Origin of the sequence: Mycobacterium ulcerans subsp. shinshuense (genome assembly GCF_002355775.1) — a bacterium.
GTDB lineage: Bacteria > Actinomycetota > Actinomycetes > Mycobacteriales > Mycobacteriaceae > Mycobacterium > Mycobacterium marinum.
Genome location: NZ_AP017624.1, coordinates 3,852,856 through 3,870,257 on the forward strand (window position 1 = coordinate 3,852,856; position 17,402 = coordinate 3,870,257).

Annotated in this window: 10 protein-coding genes and 5 pseudogenes; 7 read left to right on the forward strand and 8 right to left on the reverse strand. The window is 65.1% G+C overall.

The window, feature by feature from the left end:
• Nucleotides 1–264: 264 nt before the first annotated feature.
• A pseudogene (locus SHTP_RS17335) lies at nucleotides 265–2,442 on the forward strand (glutamine synthetase III family protein).
• A gap of 268 nt (nucleotides 2,443–2,710) precedes the next feature.
• On the opposite strand, the gene SHTP_RS17340 reads toward SHTP_RS17335, so the two are convergent.
• Nucleotides 2,711–3,991: a PE family protein gene (locus SHTP_RS17340; protein ID WP_096371267.1), complete on the reverse strand. Its 1,281-nt coding sequence runs from the start codon at nucleotides 3,989–3,991 to the stop codon at nucleotides 2,711–2,713.
• 465 nt (nucleotides 3,992–4,456) lie between these two features.
• On the opposite strand from SHTP_RS17340, the gene SHTP_RS29125 reads away from it, so the two are divergent.
• Complete coding sequence (locus SHTP_RS29125) at nucleotides 4,457–5,029, forward strand: hypothetical protein (RefSeq protein WP_231991155.1); 573 nt, start codon at nucleotides 4,457–4,459, stop codon at nucleotides 5,027–5,029.
• A gap of 132 nt (nucleotides 5,030–5,161) precedes the next feature.
• Here SHTP_RS29125 and SHTP_RS17350 read toward each other — a convergent pair.
• A pseudogene (locus tag SHTP_RS17350) lies at nucleotides 5,162–5,968 on the reverse strand (L,D-transpeptidase); the annotation flags it as partial.
• Nucleotides 5,969–6,315: 347 nt separating this feature from the next.
• Between SHTP_RS17350 and SHTP_RS17355 the strand changes: the two are divergent.
• A pseudogene (locus SHTP_RS17355) lies at nucleotides 6,316–7,073 on the forward strand (dienelactone hydrolase family protein).
• Nucleotides 7,074–7,089: 16 nt separating this feature from the next.
• Here the strand turns inward: SHTP_RS17355 and SHTP_RS17360 are convergent.
• The 3 genes and pseudogenes from SHTP_RS17360 to SHTP_RS17370 all read right to left on the reverse strand — a co-directional run bounded on the left by SHTP_RS17360 (nucleotide 7,090) and on the right by SHTP_RS17370 (nucleotide 11,944).
• Nucleotides 7,090–8,807: pseudogene (locus tag SHTP_RS17360) on the reverse strand (APC family permease).
• 140 nt (nucleotides 8,808–8,947) lie between these two features.
• Complete coding sequence (locus SHTP_RS17365; protein WP_096371271.1) at nucleotides 8,948–10,165, reverse strand: saccharopine dehydrogenase family protein; 1,218 nt, start codon at nucleotides 10,163–10,165, stop codon at nucleotides 8,948–8,950.
• Between the two features lie 289 nt (nucleotides 10,166–10,454).
• Nucleotides 10,455–11,944: pseudogene (locus SHTP_RS17370) on the reverse strand (gamma-aminobutyraldehyde dehydrogenase).
• Between the two features lie 121 nt (nucleotides 11,945–12,065).
• On the opposite strand from SHTP_RS17370, the gene SHTP_RS17375 reads away from it, so the two are divergent.
• Nucleotides 12,066–12,581: an Lrp/AsnC family transcriptional regulator gene (locus SHTP_RS17375; RefSeq protein ID WP_096371272.1), complete on the forward strand. Its 516-nt coding sequence runs from the start codon at nucleotides 12,066–12,068 to the stop codon at nucleotides 12,579–12,581.
• On the forward strand, nucleotides 12,578–13,933 hold the full coding sequence (locus SHTP_RS17380; RefSeq protein ID WP_012395186.1) for an aspartate aminotransferase family protein: 1,356 nt from the start codon (nucleotides 12,578–12,580) through the stop codon (nucleotides 13,931–13,933). The genes SHTP_RS17375 and SHTP_RS17380 overlap by 4 nt, the downstream gene beginning before the upstream one ends.
• A 123-nt stretch (nucleotides 13,934–14,056) precedes the next feature.
• Here SHTP_RS17380 and SHTP_RS17385 read toward each other — a convergent pair whose 3' ends face one another.
• Both SHTP_RS17385 and SHTP_RS17390 read right to left on the reverse strand, forming a co-directional pair.
• Nucleotides 14,057–14,887 carry an LLM class F420-dependent oxidoreductase gene (locus SHTP_RS17385; RefSeq protein WP_096371273.1) on the reverse strand — a complete coding sequence of 277 codons (831 nt, stop codon included), beginning with the start codon at nucleotides 14,885–14,887 and terminating at the stop codon, nucleotides 14,057–14,059.
• Nucleotides 14,888–14,991: 104 nt separating this feature from the next.
• A complete protein-coding gene (locus SHTP_RS17390; RefSeq protein ID WP_096371274.1) occupies nucleotides 14,992–15,558 on the reverse strand; it encodes a TetR/AcrR family transcriptional regulator in 567 nt (188 codons plus the stop codon).
• Between the two features lie 114 nt (nucleotides 15,559–15,672).
• Between SHTP_RS17390 and SHTP_RS17395 the strand changes: the two genes are divergently transcribed.
• Both SHTP_RS17395 and SHTP_RS17400 read left to right on the forward strand, forming a co-directional pair.
• Nucleotides 15,673–16,518 carry an oxidoreductase gene (locus tag SHTP_RS17395; RefSeq protein ID WP_096371275.1) on the forward strand — a complete coding sequence of 282 codons (846 nt, stop codon included), beginning with the start codon at nucleotides 15,673–15,675 and terminating at the stop codon, nucleotides 16,516–16,518.
• A gap of 30 nt (nucleotides 16,519–16,548) precedes the next feature.
• Nucleotides 16,549–16,977: a nitroreductase/quinone reductase family protein gene (locus tag SHTP_RS17400; protein ID WP_096371276.1), complete on the forward strand. Its 429-nt coding sequence runs from the start codon at nucleotides 16,549–16,551 to the stop codon at nucleotides 16,975–16,977.
• On the opposite strand, the gene arr is transcribed toward SHTP_RS17400, so the two are convergent.
• Complete coding sequence (gene arr, locus SHTP_RS17405) at nucleotides 16,974–17,402, reverse strand: NAD(+)--rifampin ADP-ribosyltransferase (protein WP_012395191.1); 429 nt, start codon at nucleotides 17,400–17,402, stop codon at nucleotides 16,974–16,976. The genes SHTP_RS17400 and arr overlap by 4 nt on opposite strands.

Genomic DNA, 17,402 nt, shown 5'->3' on the forward strand with positions numbered 1-17,402 from the left:
TGTTCGGTGCCGGCCCGCCGCAATCGGCGCTACCGGCTTCGCTGTTTATCCGGTTTACCCGCGCCATGCGATCCGGCACCCGTGCCGGCCCGGGGTTCTTGGGTTCCGGGCCAGCACGCCCCGGTCGGTGTCTCACGTTCGCAACCGTTGCGGACACATCGTTGACACCGGCGTAACAAGTTTGGCATCGATGCTTCCTATGGTGAGGCGGTCCGCCTTCCGCGGTGCAGGACGTCCCGGACCCCCTTACTGGTAGGAGCTCAGTTGAGCGGAAACGCAGTTCGCCTGCAGGCGATCAACAACGTCGAGGCATATGTCCCCCCAGCCGTCAGTTTCGTCGCGGGCGAGGCCCCGGGCGAGATCTTCGGCTCCAACGTCTTCACCAAAGCTGAGATGCAGGCACGGCTGCCAAAAGCGGTGTTCAAGTCGGTCCTCGCCACCATCCACAAAGGCGCCAGGCTCGACCCTGCGGTCGCCGACGCGGTCGCGGTGGCGATGAAGGACTGGGCGCTGGAGAAGGGCGCCACCCACTACGCTCACGTCTTCTACCCGATGACGGGGTTGACCGCCGAAAAGCACGACAGCTTCTTGGAACCCACCGCCGACGGACAGACGATGGCCGAGTTCGCGGGCAAGACGCTGATCCAGGGTGAGCCCGGCGCGTCGAGTTTCCCGTCCGGCGGGTTGCGCAGCACGTTCGAGGCGCGCGGCTACACCGGATGGGACGTCACCAGCCCGGCCTATGTTCTGGAAAACCCGAACGGCAACACCCTGTGCATTCCCACGATTTTCGTCTCGATGACCGGGGATGCCCTCGACTACAAGACGCCGCTGCTGCGCAGCCAGCAGGCCATGGGCATCCATGCCGAGCGCATTCTGAAACTGTTCGGCCACAAGGAACTCAACAAGGTCGTCTCGTTCTGCGGTCCAGAACAGGAGTACTTCCTGGTCGACAGGCACTTCTTCGTGGCGCGGCCCGACCTGGTCAACGCTGGTCGCACCGTCTTCGGCGCCAAGCCACCCAAGGGCCAGGAGTTCGACGACCACTACTTCGGCGCAGTCCCCGAGCGGGTACTGGGCTTCATGATGGACACCGAGCGGGAGCTGTTCAAACTGGGCATTCCCGCCAAGACCCGCCACAACGAGGTCGCCCCGGGCCAGTTCGAGGTGGCGCCGATGTTCGAACGGGCCAACATCGCTTCTGACCACCAGCAGCTGCTGATGACGGTCTTCAAGACGCTGGCCAAAAAGCACGGCATGGAATGCCTGTTCCACGAGAAGCCATTCGCGGGGGTCAACGGTTCGGGTAAGCACGTCAACTTCTCGGTCGGCAATGCCGAGCTCGGCTCACTGCTGGTTCCCGGCGATACGCCACACTAAAATGCGCAGTTCCTGGTGTTCTGCGCCGCGGTGATCCGTGCCGTGCACAAATATGCTGGGCTGCTTCGGGTCTCAGTTGCATCGGCCACCAACGACCACCGGTTGGGGGCCAACGAGGCGCCACCGGCGATCATCTCGATCTTCCTTGGTGAGCAGCTTGCCGATGTGTTCGAGCAGATCGCCAAAGGTGCGGCCACTTCGTCAAAGGGCAAGGGCACCATGATTATTGGGGTCGACACCCTGCCGCCGCTACCCACCGATCCCGGCGACCGCAACCGCACCAGCCCATTTGCGTTCACCGGCAACCGGTTCGAATTCCGCGCACCCGGCTCGGGCCAGACGGTTGCGGTACCGATGACCATCCTCAACACGATCATGGCCGACTCGTTCGACTACATGGCCACGGTCTTGGAGAAGGCCGTGGAGGACGGGGAGGACTTCGACGCCGCGGTGCAGAAGCTGCTCACCGAGATCATCACCGAACACGGTGCGGTGGTGTTCAACGGTGACGGCTATTCGGAGAACTGGCAGGTCGAGGCGGCCGAACGAGGCTTGCCGAACCTCAAGACCACGCTGGACGCCATTCCCGAGTTGATCAAGCCGGAGTCGATCGACCTTTTCCACAAGTACGACGTCTTCAATGAACGCGAGCTGCACAGCCGCTACGAGGTCCGTTTGGAGCAGTACGCGCTGACCATCGCGGTCGAGGCGAGGCTGACGTTGGAGATGGGGACGACGGTTATCCTGCCGGCGGCGATGCGCTACCAGACCGAACTCGCCCAGAACGTCGCCGCTCTAAAGGCCGCTGGCGTTGAACCGAGCATGGTCGCGCTGGAAGCGATTTCGGCTCCGCTGTCGGATCTGTCCGCGGCACTGGCGTCACTGAAGATGGCGTTGTCCGAGCACTCGGCGGATTCGGCGCTCAGCGAGGCCAAGCATGCCCAGGAGGCGCTGCTGCCCGCGATGGACGCGGTGCGCTGCGCCGCTGACACGTTGGAAAGCGTTGTGGCCGATGACTTGTGGCCGCTTCCCACCTACCAGGAGATGCTCTACATCCTGTGATGAGCCCGTCGGGCGTGGGGGTCGGCCGCGTCAGCGGACACTGGTGATTCAGCCCCCACGCCCGGCGCTCTGCGCTAGCACCGGGGCCGCTGCTGCGCACCCGGTTGCTCATCGAGGCCGGCCGCCAAACCCACGCGACCGGATGCCACGTCAATATTTGAGCGATTTCACCGGTCTCTTGATCCCGTGATAGGCACCAGCCCTGCCGCGCCCGACCGACGCCGGTGCACGGCAATCACCCGCGGCACTACGCAGCTAGATGCGACACCTACTGGTGTCCAGGCGGGCGTAGACCCAGAGCGCGCAACAGGTCGTCAGGCTCCCACCGCGGGCTGCTCACCGCGTCACCGGAGTCGCGCAACCGTCCGCTCTGGGCCCGAAGCCCCGAGCGCTTCTTTGAATGCCGGCGCAATCCACGAAGGCTCGTCAGCGGAAGGAACAAGGACGGCCCGTCGCGCTCAACCCCGGTCCGCCGCGCCGGACCGCCTTGGTTCGCCGAACTGTCCGAGTGGGCCGGGTTGACCGGCTGCAGCGGGTTGGTTGCATGCACCAGTTGAGCTTTGGTCGACATCGCCAAGGAAGGTTCGGCCGTCGCGGAGGCCGCTGTCGGCAGCGCCGATGTTGCCGTCGGCGCCAACAGTTCGCCCACACCGCCGACGGCTCCAGGGGCACCGCTGCCCACGGCCCCCAACGGCCCGCCTGCCAAGGCGGCCGTGCCATATCCATCCAATGACCTGCCAAGGCCGGAGCCGAGCCCGACGCCATGACCAGGACTGTGGCCGCTGGCCGAGCTGGTCGCACCGGCACCGTGGTCACCACCGGTGCTGGCAACACCTTGGCCCGCGGAACCACCGCCGCGTGCTCCGCTCGAGCTGGCGGCCGCGTCGGTACCGCCGGCCGAGTTAGCCGCCCCGCCGGCCCTGGCCGCACCGCCGTCGCTGACGTGCGAGCTAGCCATGCCGTCTCCGCTACCACCTCCGGCACCGCCGTGTTGTACGCCGGTGCCCACCGACGCAGCATCTCCGTTGCCGGCCGCAGGTCCGGAGTGCACCGTGGCCTGGGCGGGACTGCCTCCGGTTCCGGCCGCGGCCGTAGCGCCGGCGGGTCCGACCGGTGCGGCGTTAGCGGTGGGTTGACCGACATCGCCAAATCCGCCGGCACCGCCATGCAGACCGCCGCCGATGGCGCCGTTTCCCGTTCCGGGTCCCCCGGCCTGCCCCTCTGCCGGCGCGGTGAACACGCCGATCGCCTTCTCCAGCGGCGAGGCGTTGGTGGCCTCGGTGGAGCCGTACGCTTGCGCGCTCGTTTGCAGGATCTCGACAAACCGGTCGTGAAACTCCGCTGCTTTGGCACTGAGAACCTGGTAGTTGTAGGCGTGCGCGCCGAACAACGACGCGATTCCTGCCGAGACGATGTCGCCGCCCGCGGGCTGCACGGCCGCCGTCGGGGCCGCGGCAGCCGCACTGGCTTGGCGCATCGTCGAAGCGATCGCGGCCAAATCCCCGGCCGTGGCGGCCAGCAGGTTCGGCGAAGTGGTCACGTGCGGCATGAACGTACTCCAACTCCAACTACCAAAACCCGACAGTCATCGGATCGCGACTTCACAAAAACTATCAGCTATCAGCCGAAATGTTAGCCCGATCCGGGAAGACAGCTCAGGATTCACGCACCCTGAGGCTCCGCTCGCGAACTCGCCGGCGCCCCAGCATAGCGGCAGGCACCAACTGCGTGCCGGTGCACGGCCATCAAGAGTGCGTGCCGCTGCCGCCAAGAGGACTGTCACCGAACATGTTTGGTTCGAAATGCTCTTGTGACCGACGGCGCTCATCGATACCCAATCTCATCCGTAGCAAATCGTTTTTGAGAAGACACGGTTACGACGTCCCCGCCGCGCATCGGTTCGGCAACTAAATCGGCCGCTCGTCTAGGAAAGATCTCCGGACGGCGATACAGTTCCGCCGCACCGTTCGTTCGCGGAGATACCTTCTGAGCGCGATCATGAGAAGAGTTGTCGTTGAGAAAGTTTGATCGAATCAACATCGCTGTGGTTGCCAGTGCCGGGTTGTGCGGGGCCGCCTTTGCGTTCAGCCCCAGCGCGGCGGCGACGCCGTTACGAACGGGCGGCCCCAGTTGTGTGGAACAGATGGCGGGGGTTGGAGCACCCGCGGCGGGTGCGGCGCCAGTGATGGCGCCGATCCTGCCCGGCGCCCCGGTAGCGGGGGCGGTGCCCGTCGCGGGCGGCCCATTGCTGCCGGTGCCCGCCGCCGGCCCGGTACCGATCCCGGCACCGGTGCCCGCGGGCGCCCCGGTACCACTGCCAGCCGGCGCGCCAGTACCAGTACCAGTGCCGGTGGCGGTTGGCGCTCCGGTGCCGGTAGCGGCTCCGGGACCGGCCGCCGCGCCACTACTGCTTCAGGCCGGGGGCAAAGGCGAGCCCACCGCCATCGACCCGGCGCTGACGGCTGACCCAGTCGTCCTACCTGGTCCCCCGCCGGCACCGGCCCCTGCCCCACCGGCACCCACGGTGGTCACTGGCGCGACGTTAGCCGGGGCCACCCAACCGGTTGCGCCCTGCTGCAACCCCTGATCAGTTGCTGGGCGGTGCTGGCTCTTCGGGCTGGCCCGGCAGTCCCTCAACAGCGCGGGTGGGGATGGGATCGGCCGACTTGATGGTGCGGGCGGGGATGGGATCGGCCGACTTGACTTGCGAGGGAACCCCTTCCTTCACAATCACCGGGTCGCCGACGTTGACCGTGTTGAAGTACCACTCGGCGTCGGCGGGGCTCAGGCTGATGCAGCCATGGCTGATGTTCTCCACCCCCATTGCTTGTGTCGCCCACGGAGCGGAATGCACATACAGGCCGCGGCCGGTGATGCGAACGGCGTAGTCCACCGTGAGCCGATAACCGTCAGGAGCATCCACGGGTATTCCGACGCTGCTCGAATCCATGATCACCGAACGGTCTTTCGACAAGACGGTGTAGGTGCCGACCGGCGTCGGATACTCCGATCTACCCATCGAGGCGGGAAGCACCCCATCTTCACCCCAATGGGGACGGTGGTGCGGGGCGGGTAACCGAGGCGGCGGTTCCGCGTCGACCCCATCGATAGTCACGGTGAAGGTGTGATTTGCGATGTCGGCAACACCGAGGACCTCCGGACCCGTCTTGAACTGCGAGGATACGCCGCCCACCGAGAGGGCCACGGTGCTGTGCGCCGGCCAGAATTGATCGGGAACCCACTGCACAACGTTGTTGTCGAGCCACTGGTACCTACCGGTCATCGCGGGCGCCGACTTCACCGCGATGGCGCGCTCGGCCGCATGCCGGTCGGCGACCGGCCCGCTGAACGTCACCACCACGGGGTGCGCAACACCCACCACCTCGCCCCGCGTGGGTCGAAGTGATGCAATCGATAAATAGCCCTGCGACCGGTTGATCCCCGCCAGACGTACGTCACCTGGCCCTGCGACCACTGCCGCAGCGATCCCGATCACCACTAGAACAGACCTAACAACTGCCCGCATCGCGTTTATCACCCTTTGAGATGACCAAATTGTCATTGTTGTTTCGACAATGTTAGGGGCGACATGGCAGACGGTGCGTAAGTACGCGCGACCTGAATGGTCAAGGCTTCGACAAGATTTGGTCACAGGCGGCCGATGTGACAAATGGTCTCACCGAAACTCATCACGATGAATTGAGCTGAAGCAACGCCGCACGACCGCGCAATCGCGGGCCCGGAGCCAACCAACAAATCGCCTCGCCTCGCGACCCAGCGAGGCTTCGCCGCCGAGTTGTTCGGCGGGCCGGCGGCTCGGCAAATTGACGTTCCCGACGCCCGCCGGGTGGCGCGAGCGTGTAGAACGTCATTGTGCGCCATGTGCAAGACACCGTGTCCACCCCGACGGCAGCTGTCCGGTGAGCCTGTTCGTACCTGATACCTGCGAACCGGTGCCGGGCGTCGTCATGTATCCCGATGTCGGCGGATTCCGGCCGACCTTTCAGGAGATGGCGGCGACCCTGGCCGGTTTCGGCTATGCGGTGTTGCTACCCGACATGTACTACCGCCATCGTGGCTACGCCCCATTCTCGTTGCCGTCGGCATTCACCGATCCAGGCGAGCGGGCACGGATGATGGCATTGGGAGACAGTTTGATCCCCGACATGATGGCCAGTGATGCCGATGCCTACTTCGACTACCTGAGTACGCGAGCAGAGGTGCGCGACAACAGGTTTGGTGTATGCGGATACTGCAGAGGCGGACGGGTCTCAATGATCGTCGCCGGACGATGTCCGGATCGTGTCGCGGCAGTCGCGTCATTCCACGGAAGTCAATTGGCTGCCGACAGTCCCAACAGTCCGCACCTGCTGGCCAGCCGGCTGCGCGCGAAAGTGTATGTCGCCGCGGCAGACAACGATGAACTGTTCCCTCCGCAGCAGGCCGCAACCCTGCGCAGGGCCCTGACCGCGGCCGGAGTGGACCACACGATCGAAACCTATGCCGCCGAACACGGATTCGCCGTTGCGGACAACCCCGGCTACGACGCCGATGCGGCCCGCCGCCACTGGGATGCGTTGCGCGACTTCTTCGGTTCGACGCTAGGTGCCCAACCGGGCAACACCGGTTGAATTAGACCTAAGACGCCTAAGACGCCCCGCTGGTGTCCTTGGTCAAGTGCTGGCCGGTCTGCGGATTGACCGCGGTTTCGCCCGCCGGCAAGTTCGACAGGTCTGCCGCAATCACCGTCTGCATGTCTCCCGAGTCGGGCAGGGCCAGATGCGCGGGCGGGGACACGGCCGGCTCGAGGAGCAGATCGGCACTGTGGCGCCGCAGCGTACGGCCGCGGAAGAAGCCGGGCGAGATCGCCCACCAGATCAACATCACCACCACGCCGAGCAGCATGGACCCCACCCCGACCACCGCCACCGCGCCGAACCCGAAGATCGTGACATTGTGGCCGTTCTCGACGAGACAGTCCCGCTTCGCGTACTCGATCAGGCCGAAGATGAAGACCACCGTCAACACCACCCCGCCGGTCAGCGGCACGACGCCGCGCATGACGAAGTTGCGCAGCGACTTGGTCAGCGTCGCACGGTAATAGTGCGCGCAGGCATATCCGGTGAGCCCGTAGTAGAACGCGATCACCAACCCAACCGAACCGATCAGTGCGCTCAGCAAGTTGCGGCTGACCAGCGTGAACAGCACATAGAACAAGATCGACACCGCTCCCATCGCGATCGTCGACACGGTGGGCGTGAGGTAGCGAGGGTGGATTTTGGCGAACGACGCGGGCAGTGCCTTGTACACCGCCATCGACAGCGTGGTGCGCGCCGTGGGCAGGATTGTGGTCTGCGTCGAGGCCGACGCGGAGGTCAGGATCGACGCCGAGAGCAACAGCAGCCCGATCTTGCCGAGGACGCCGTCGCCGAACAAAGCCGGCCCGACCGCGGCGAAGACATCGTTGGAATTGTCCGGATTTCCCAGTCCGATGCCGTCGACGCCGACACTGGCGAAGGCGATACTCGCCACCGTGACCACCGCATAGGTGGCCAGCAGCAGAAACGTGAGATCACCGCCGCACGCCCGGGGGTGCGGCCGGGGTCATCGGTCTCCTCGTTACATGCCACCGCGGTGTCAAAGCCCCAGTAAATGAAGATGGTGATGAGCAACGCCGGCGCCATTTGGGTGCCAAAGTCCAAACCGCTGGGCCACAACCAGGACAACGAGGGCCGCAACGAGCCCACATCGCCATGATTGGTGTAGACCCTTGCCAGCGCGACGGCCGCCAGAGCGACCAGCACAACGAGTTCCACCGATAGCAACACGTACTGCATCCGCGCAGAGACGTCGGTGCCTCGATAGCAGATGTAGGTCATCACCACGATCCAGGCGACGCCCGCGAGCGTGGACCACAACGTGCTGTGCGCCAGGTTGCTCGCCGACTGCCAGCCAAGCTCGCCGACGAACGTAAAGGAATACGCACCGGCGATTTGCGCCAAGTTGGCCATCACGATCACGTCGGCGGCGATGATGCCCCAGCCCCCGAGCCACCCGGTAACCGGCCCGAAGGCCCGCGATGCCCAGGTGAAGGTCGTCCCGCAATCGGGTTCGGCCTTGTTGAGCTCCTGGTAGGCGACGGCGATCATGTACATCGGGATGAACGAGAGCAGCACGATCGCCGGCGCCTTGACGCCGCAAAGCAACTCGCCGCGGCTTGCCACGATGAGTCCCAACGTCGCCGCCAGACTGTAGGCGGGTGCCGTGGAGGCCGTACCGATAACAACACTGGATAGCAGCCCCACGGCGCCACCTTTGAGACCCTTGCCTTCCACCGCGACGCTCGTGGCCTCACCCTGGCTCACACAATCTCCTTCGATCGGTTGATGATTGGTCTTCTTGTCAGCGTCAAGGTGCCCCACTATCGAGGATGTGGCAACTCGAAACCGGATCTGGGCGCGTCACCATGCCGACCGGCGAGTCGCCGGCGGTCGCGGCTTGGCGATCAACTCCTGGCAGGTACCTCCTGAAGGCCCCACGGCGCCCCGTAGGCACTCAGCAGCTCGAGGAAGGGCACCGCGTCGAACGCTTCCGGACCCAGCACTCCCCTGCCGCTCCAGGTGCCACTGGCCAACAGTTCCAGCGCCACAACGGGGTTGATCGCGGTTTGCCAGACCACACACTGGTGTCCGTACTCGTTCATCGACCATTGGTTGTCGACGACGTGATACAGATAGGTCGAGCGCGGGTTGCCGTCCTTGCCGGTTCCGGTCACCCACAACCCCGCGCATGTCTTGCCGTGCATCTTCGGCCCCAGCGTGGCGGGATCGGGCAGGCAGGCGGCGACCACATCGCGCGGGCTGACTTGCACGCCGCCGACGGTGATCTTCTCGGTGCGATCCAGCCCCAGCTTGCACAGCGTCTTGAGCACTTCGATGAACTCGGTACCCAGACCGTATTTGAAGGTGGCGCGCTTGGCTTTGACCCAGCGGGGCATCAGCAGCACTTCCTCGTGCTCCACGTTGACGCATTCCACCGGTCCGATCCCGTCTGGGAAGTCGAAAACCTCTGGTTCGCTGAAGGGTTCGGTAACAAACCAGCCACGATCGTGCTCCCAGATCACCGGCGGGTTCAGGCATTCTTCGATGGTGGTCCAGATCGAGAACGACGGCGCAAAGTCATACCCGTCCACGGTCAGGTTCGCGCCGTCGCGGGTCCCCAGTTCGTCGATGTCGGTGAATAGGTGATCGGCGGCGTAGCGGGCAAACACATCGGAAAGCCCCGGCTCGACTCCCATTCCCACCAGCGCGAGCCGATCCGCGGCCCGCCATTGGTCGTCGGCGGCGAACTGCTCGTCACCGAGCTTGACCCCGGTCAGCTGGTAGGGCTGTTCGGGATGGCGCTCAGACAGGCTCATCGCCATGTCCAGGTAGTCGGCCCCGGCGGCCAGCGCCCCTTCGAAGATCGGCATCACGAATCGCGGGTCGACCGCATTGACTACGTGGGTGATCTGATGACGGCGCACCGCGGCGGCTACCGCGTCCGCAGATCCGGCATCAAGAGCGGCTGAGCAGAACCACGCATCGGCCACCGCCTGCGCGGCACGGCTGGCCCGCGCCTCGTCGTAGTCACAGACCACCACATGTTCGAAGAAGCTGCGGCGCGCGGCAATCGCGCAGAATGCCGAGCCCACGCCGCCAGCGCCGACCAACAAGATGCGCATCGGTGTCGTCGTCACTGTGAAACCACCGCCACTGAGTATGTAACTGGCGCTTCGACATTAGCCACGCTGTATCCAGACCTTTCTGACCAGCCCGCGGTATCGGGCAGATTCGGCATGCTCGGCGTTCACCGGGCACGTGGGATGCATTGCTTAGATCGGTTCTGCGGCATCACATCCGCGCTTGCCCACCCGCGGCGGGCACGATTCATCAATCCCCACTCTCCGTGTCGAGCTGAATCGGGCTGGTCGGATCGCCCCGGTCCGGTAAACCGTCGGGCGATCGCAAGAACTAGATTCGCGTGGAAAAGATTGTTCGATGCCAAGGCTTTTCGGCGACACCAGTGATGTCGCTCATGACATGTTTGATGGTGAGGTACTCCTCGAACGAGTACTCGGACATGTCTTTTCCGAACCCGGACGCTGCCACGCCGCCGTGCGGCATCTCGCTGACGATCGGAATGTGGTCATTGATCCATACGCAGCCCGCCGAGATCTCTCGCGAGGCCCGTTGCGCCCGGTAGACATCGCGGGTCCATGCCGATGCGACCAACCCGTAGTCGGTGTCGTTTGCCTGTCGCAGCGCGTCGTCGTCGCCGCCGTGCGCACGCACCGTGAGTACCGGGCCGAAGATCTCTTCGCGGTAGGCCTGTGACTGTTCGCCGACGTCGGCCAGCAGCGTCGGCAGATGAAAGGCACCGGCCAAATCCGGAATCCGGCCACCCACCACGATGCGGGCTCCCTGCGCCGGAGCCTTGGCCAAGATGTCGGCCACCCGGTCACGATGGGCGAGCGAGATGAGCGGCCCGATGTCGGTGTCGGGGTCCATGGGGTCGCCGATCACGACCGTCGACATCACGTCGGCCACCCCGGCCACGAAGTCGTGGTACAGCTCGCGCGCGACAATGGCGCGGGTCGCCGCTGTGCAGTCCTGCCCCGAGTTGATCAGCGCGCCGGCCACCGCTCCTTGTATCGCGGCATCCAGGTCAGCGTCGTCGAACACGACAAACGGGGCCTTGCCTCCGAGCTCGAGCTGGGTGCGGCGGCCGTGCGTGGCAGCGGCGGCCATCACCTTGCGCCCCACCGCGGTGGACCCGGTGAAGGTGACCAGGTCGACGCCGGGGTGAGCGGCCAGTGCGCCCCCACGTCGGCGCCCAGTCCCGTCACGACGTTCAGCACGCCATCGGGCAGACCGGCCTCGACGGCCAGCCGCGCCAGGGTCAGCGTGGTGAGCGAGGTGAGTTCGCTCGGCTTGATGACGACGGTGCACCCGGCCGCCAACGCCGGCATCACCTTCCACACCGCCATCTGCAGCGGGTAATTCCACGGCGTGATGGTGGCCACCACGCCGATCGCCTCACGGCGGATGCTCGAGGTGTGATCGGCGGAGTATTCGGCGGTGGCCTGACCCGGCAAACGCCGCGCGGCGCCGGCGAAGAACCGGATGTTGTCGACGCTGCCGGGCACGTCAAATTCCTCGGCCAGCCGTAGTGGCTTGCCGGTCTGGCACACCTCTTCGGCGATCAGTTCGGGTGCGCGCTGCTCGAGTAAGTCCGCAAGCTTGGCCAGCACGGCGGAGCGTTCGGCCGTTGTCACGCCGGCCCATTGGGGCAGGGCACGTCGCGCCGCTACGACAGCGCGGTCGACGTCGGCCGGTGTGGCCAGGGCCAGCTCGGCGATGGTTTCCTGAGTCGCGGGGTTGATTACCGCATGTTGGCGCCCGCCCGTGCTGTGAGCTGCACCGTTAATCCAACTTCCGGCCACCGACACAGTCGTTGTCATGGCGATAAGATATCTGACCACGTGCGGTTCCGCTACGTATTTCGCAATTTTTATCGGATTTCGCATCGATTTCAGTGGTTAAGCTATACATATTCCACTGATTTCGTGCATACTGTCTGCCATGACTAGTTCTGGCGCACCGGTTGGCAATCAACCGGAACAGCTGCGCCCGACTGGCCTGGGCGCGGCCACGCAGCTCGATGACCTCGCCAAGGCGATCATCAAGGAGCTGCAGGAAGACGGTCGGCGTTCCTACTCGGCGATCGCCAAGACGGTCGGGCTCTCGGAGGCCGCGGTCCGCCAGCGCGTGCAGCGATTGATCGAGACCGAAGTAATGCAGATCGTGGCCGTCACCGACCCGATCCAACTCGGATTCGCCCGCCAGGCGCTGATCGGCATCCGCGCCACCGGCGACACCACCAAACTCGCGCAGCAATTGGCGGCTATTCCCGCGATCGACTATGTCGTACTGACCGCGGGAACATTCGATGTGATCGCCGAACTGGCCTGCAAAGACGACGGCGATCTGCTCGATCTGCTGAATCTGGAAATCAGAGCGCTGCCCGGAGTTCTCTCGACCGAGACACTCGTTTACCTGAAACGCGTTAAACAGCAATACAATTGGGGAGTCAAATGACTGAACTGTCCGCCAAGGCCAACCGCCACCTGTGGGGGCATTTCGCCCGTCACGGCGCCGGGATCACGCCGCCCATCATCACCCGCGGTGAGGGCGTCACAATCTGGGACGACCGCGGCAACAGCTACCTCGATGGACTGTCGGGGCTGTTCGTCGTGCAGGCCGGCCACGGCCGCACCGAACTCGCGGAGGCCGCCGCCAAGCAAGCCGAAACGCTGGCCTTCTTCCCGTTGTGGTCCTACGCCACCCCGACCGCGATAGAGCTCGCCGAGCGCGTCGCGCACTATGCACCCGGCGATCTCAACCGGGTGTTTTTCACCACCGGCGGCGGCGAGGCCGTCGAGTCCGCGTGGAAACTGGCCAAGCAGTACTTCAAGGAAACCGGCAAACCCGGTAAGTACAAGGCAATTTCGCGATCCACCGCGTACCACGGCACACCGCATGGCGCGCTGGCCATCACCGGGTTGCCGGCGTTCAAGGCGCCGTTCGAGCCGCTCACCCCCGGCGGCGTGCGGATTCCGAACACCAACTTCTACCGCGCCCCCGCACCGTATGCAGACGACTCGAAGGAGTTCGGCCTGTGGGCGGCCAACCGAATCGCCGAGGCGATTGAGTTCGAGGGGCCCGACACGGTCGCGGCCGTCTTCCTCGAGCCGGTGCAGAACGCGGGCGGTTGCTTCCCGCCGCCGCCCGGGTACTTCGAACGGGTCCGCGAAATCTGCGACGAGTACGACGTGCTGCTGGTCTCCGACGAGGTGATCTGCGCCTTCGGTCGCATCGGATCGATGTTCGCGTGCAACGACTTTGGCTATGTCCCCGACATCATCACCTGCGCCAAGGGCATGACCTCCGGGTACTCGCCGATCGGCGCGATGGTCGCCAGCGACCGACTGTTCGAGCCGTTCAACGACGGCAAGACGACGTTTGCGCATGGCTACACGTTCGGTGGGCACCCGGTGTCCTCCGCGGTGGCGCTGGCCAACCTGGACATCTTCGAGCGGGAAGGCCTCAACGACCACGTCAAGCAGAACGCGCCCGCGTTCCGCACCACGCTGGAGAAGCTGCTCGACCTGCCGATCGTCGGCGATGTTCGCGGCGAGGGATTCTTCTACGGCATCGAGCTGGTCAAGGACAAGGACACCAAGGCGACCTTCAGCGATGAGGAAAGTGAGCGGCTGCTGCGCGGCTTCCTGTCCTCCGCACTGCTGGAAGCCGGGCTTTACTGCCGCGCCGACGACCGTGGGGACCCAGTGGTGCAGCTGGCTCCGCCGCTGATCAGTGGCCAGCAGGAGTTCGACAAGATGGAGCAGATCCTGCGCGGGGTGCTCAGCGAGGCCTGGAGCCGACTCTAAGTCGGCCCCCGCGAGCAGACGCAAAATCGCACTGAGCCGCGAACCGCGGCGCGATTTTGCGTCTGCTCGCGCAAGAGACTCGCGCAAGAGGCTCGCGCAAGAAACTGGGCCCTCCCGGGACCTCTACTGGTGGTATTGAGCCACCAGGGCAGCGTATTCGTCGAGCAGCCGCAGGGACTCCTCCCGCGGGCAGGTGGGCAGCAGCAGCGCCAGCTGGCCAAAGCCCAGGTCTTGGGCGGCGCGCCAATAGTCGGGCTTGTTCGGTGTTCCGAACATCGCCAGCGGGACGTCGTGACCGGCGGCGCTGCGTAGTTGGTCCACCCGCTGGGTGAGCTGGTGCACCGGAAGCGGGTTGGAGATCCAGCCAGCGTCATGGCGAACGACGCGTTTCACCGTGGCATCGGAGTTACCGCCGATGTAGATGGGCGGATGAGGCTGCCGCACCGGCTTGGGCCGGCTGTAGGACGGGGGAAAGTCCACGTACTTGCCGTGATATTCGGCCGGTTCGTCGGTCCAAAGCGCCTTGATGGCCTCGATGCGTTCGTCCAGCAACGCACCGCGCGTCTTTGGGTCGGTGCCGTGGTCGCGTAGTTCTTCGATGTTCCAGCCGGCGCCCATCCCGAAGACGAATCGGCCACCCGAAATCAAATCAATGCTTGCGGCTTCCTTGGCCGTGGTGATCGGGTCACGCTGGATGAGCAACGCAATCCCGGTGAACAGTTCGATCTTGGACGTCACCGCCGCGGCGGCGGCCAGTGTGACGAACGGGTCAAGGGTGCGGTAATAAACCCCTGGCAGCTCGTCGCCGCCCGGATACGGTGTTTCGCGGCTGGCCGGGATGTGAGTGTGCTCCGCGATCACAAGCGACGAAAACCCGCGCTCTTCGATCGCACGCGCCAGTGACACCGGATCGATGCTGTCGTCGTTGACGAAGGTGGAGATCCCGAACTTCATCGCACTACCCCTATCTGTCTGCGTCGCGTCACCGATGAGACATTGCGCGCCGACCAATTATTCCGTGGGCAGCGAAACGGCTGCGACAGGGGCAGATTCACTGCCTACCCCGATGGTCGCGAGGTGTGCTGAGCGATCAGCTGTTGCAACATCGGCACGGTCCGGTCCAGTGGGTCGGTGGAGCGTGCGGCCAGGCAGAGAATCACGGCACCCTCGACCGCGGCCACGACGGTGGTGGCCAGCGATTCGGCCGTGTCGTCCCCCACGCCCTGGGCCCGGAAGCGTCCGGCAAGCACCGTCTGCCAAGCGCCGAATACCTCACCGGCGACATCCGCGGCCGACGGCGACTCCGTGCGCCCGAGCGCGGCGGCCACGATCGGGCATCCGGCCGCGTAGTCGCTGGCGCGCAGGGTCTGCTTCCACGAGTCCGCGAACGCCACCAACGGCTGATCGCCGCCGGCGGCGATGCTGGCCAGAGCGGAATCCATGAGCCGGCCCGCCGTCCGGGTGGCCTCGGTCATCAGCTCTGACTTGCCGCCGGGAAAGTTCACGTAGACCGACCGGCGCGCGGTGCCGCTGTGTTCGAGTAGGTCGGCCAGGCCGGTCCCCGCAACCCCGTTACGGCGCAGCAGCTCGATGGCGCTTTCGATCAGACGCTCACGCGCGGTCATCGTCTCGCCCTTCCTCGGGTCCGCTGGTCGCTAACACACCCATCGGTTGCAGTATACCGATTGGTCTACTAATGTCAGGTAGACCCATCGGTATAAACCAGGGAGAGGACCCCGATGACATCCACACCGCCCGTCGCACTGATCACCGGAGTGTCCTCTGGCATCGGCGCGGCCATTGCAGTGCGACTGGCCAGCGCGGGATTCCGCGTGGTCGGCACCTCGCGCGCACCGCAGCGCTTGGCTCCGATTCCCGGTGTCGAGACCTTGGCGCTGGACGTCACCGACGACACCGCGGTTCGCTCGGTGGTGTCGGAAGTCATCGACAGAACCGGACACATCGAAGTGCTGGTCAACAACGCCGGCCTGGGAATCGCCGGGGCCGCTGAAGAGAGCTCGATCGACCAGGCCCGTTCCTTGTTCGACACCAACTTCTTCGGCCTCATCCGCCTCACCAATGAGGTGCTGCCACACATGCGCCGACGCGGCAGCGGGCGAATCATCAACATCAGCTCGGTGCTCGGCTTCCTCCCCGCGCCGTATGCGGCCCTCTACGCCGCGTCAAAGCATGCCGTGGAGGGTTACACCGAATCGCTGGATCACGAACTTCGCGAGTACGGCGTACGCGCGCTGCTGGTCGAACCCAGTTACACCCGAACAGATTTCGAGTCGAACATGTGGGAGGCCGACACATCGCAGGCGGCCTACGCCGACAATCGCGCCGCCGTGCGCGCAGTGGTGGCAAACAAGATTCGCAACGCCGAGTTGCCCGCCGTTGCGGCTGACGCCACGTACGCCGCGGCCACCGACAAACGGATCAAGCTGAGCTACCCCGCCGGTCGCCACGCCCGACAACTCGCGTTGCTCAAGCGCATCGCACCGGCCGCCGTGCTCGATAACGGCATCCGCAAGCAAACCGGACTGAATTCGCCGCGACCGACACCGGTTCTGGCCGAGCGCTGACGGATCACTCAAAGACTCAAAGGGGTCGCCATGACAAACGTCAAAGACGACAAGACGCTCCGCAAGTTCCGCAGGGAGCGTGCGCTCGGACGCTACTTACTCAACCCCGCCGTGAAGGGGATGGGCAAGCTGGGACTGCGAACCGCGCTGGCCACCGAGCTGGAGACGATCGGGCGCAAGACCGGCCAGGCCCGCCGCGTTCCGGTGTCCGCGCAATTCGATGCCAACGGCGCGTGGATCATCTGTCAGCACGGCACCCGCTCGGGCTGGGGACGCAACATCGTCGACAACCCGAATATCCGGATTCGTCAGGGGACTCGGTGGCCTACGGGCGTGGCGGCATTGCGACCCGACGACGACGTCGTCGCGCGAGGGCGCAAGTTCGGCAGACTGGGAGCAACCGTGGTCAAGGCACTGGAAACCACACCGGTTTCGGTGCGGATCGACTTCACCGACTAGTCGTAGATGACGGCACGTCCCTGCCGCTGCAGCTGGGCCAAACGGTCCCGCATGGCCTGCAACTGTGCGGGGGAATGCCCCGCCCAGTCGGTGAGTTCACCAATGATTCTCACCGGCTCTCGGGTGCGGTAGGAGCGAGTCGGGTTTCCGGGAAGCTTTTTGTCCGTCACGTTCGGGTCGTCCTCTAGCGCACCGACCGGTTCCACGACGTAAATCCGGCCTCGACCCTCACCCGTCGCCAGCTCGGCTCCCCACACCGCCGCATCCAGCGTTTGGGTGACATAGACGTGGTTCGACAGCCGCTCCGCGCCGTAGTTCGACCGGCGCCCCGGCACCAACAGGTCCCCCACCGACAGCTCTGCTTTGGTGCCATGCAGGAGCGCACCCGACTCGTGGACCTCGAAGGGTTTGGGTGCAGCGGGCAC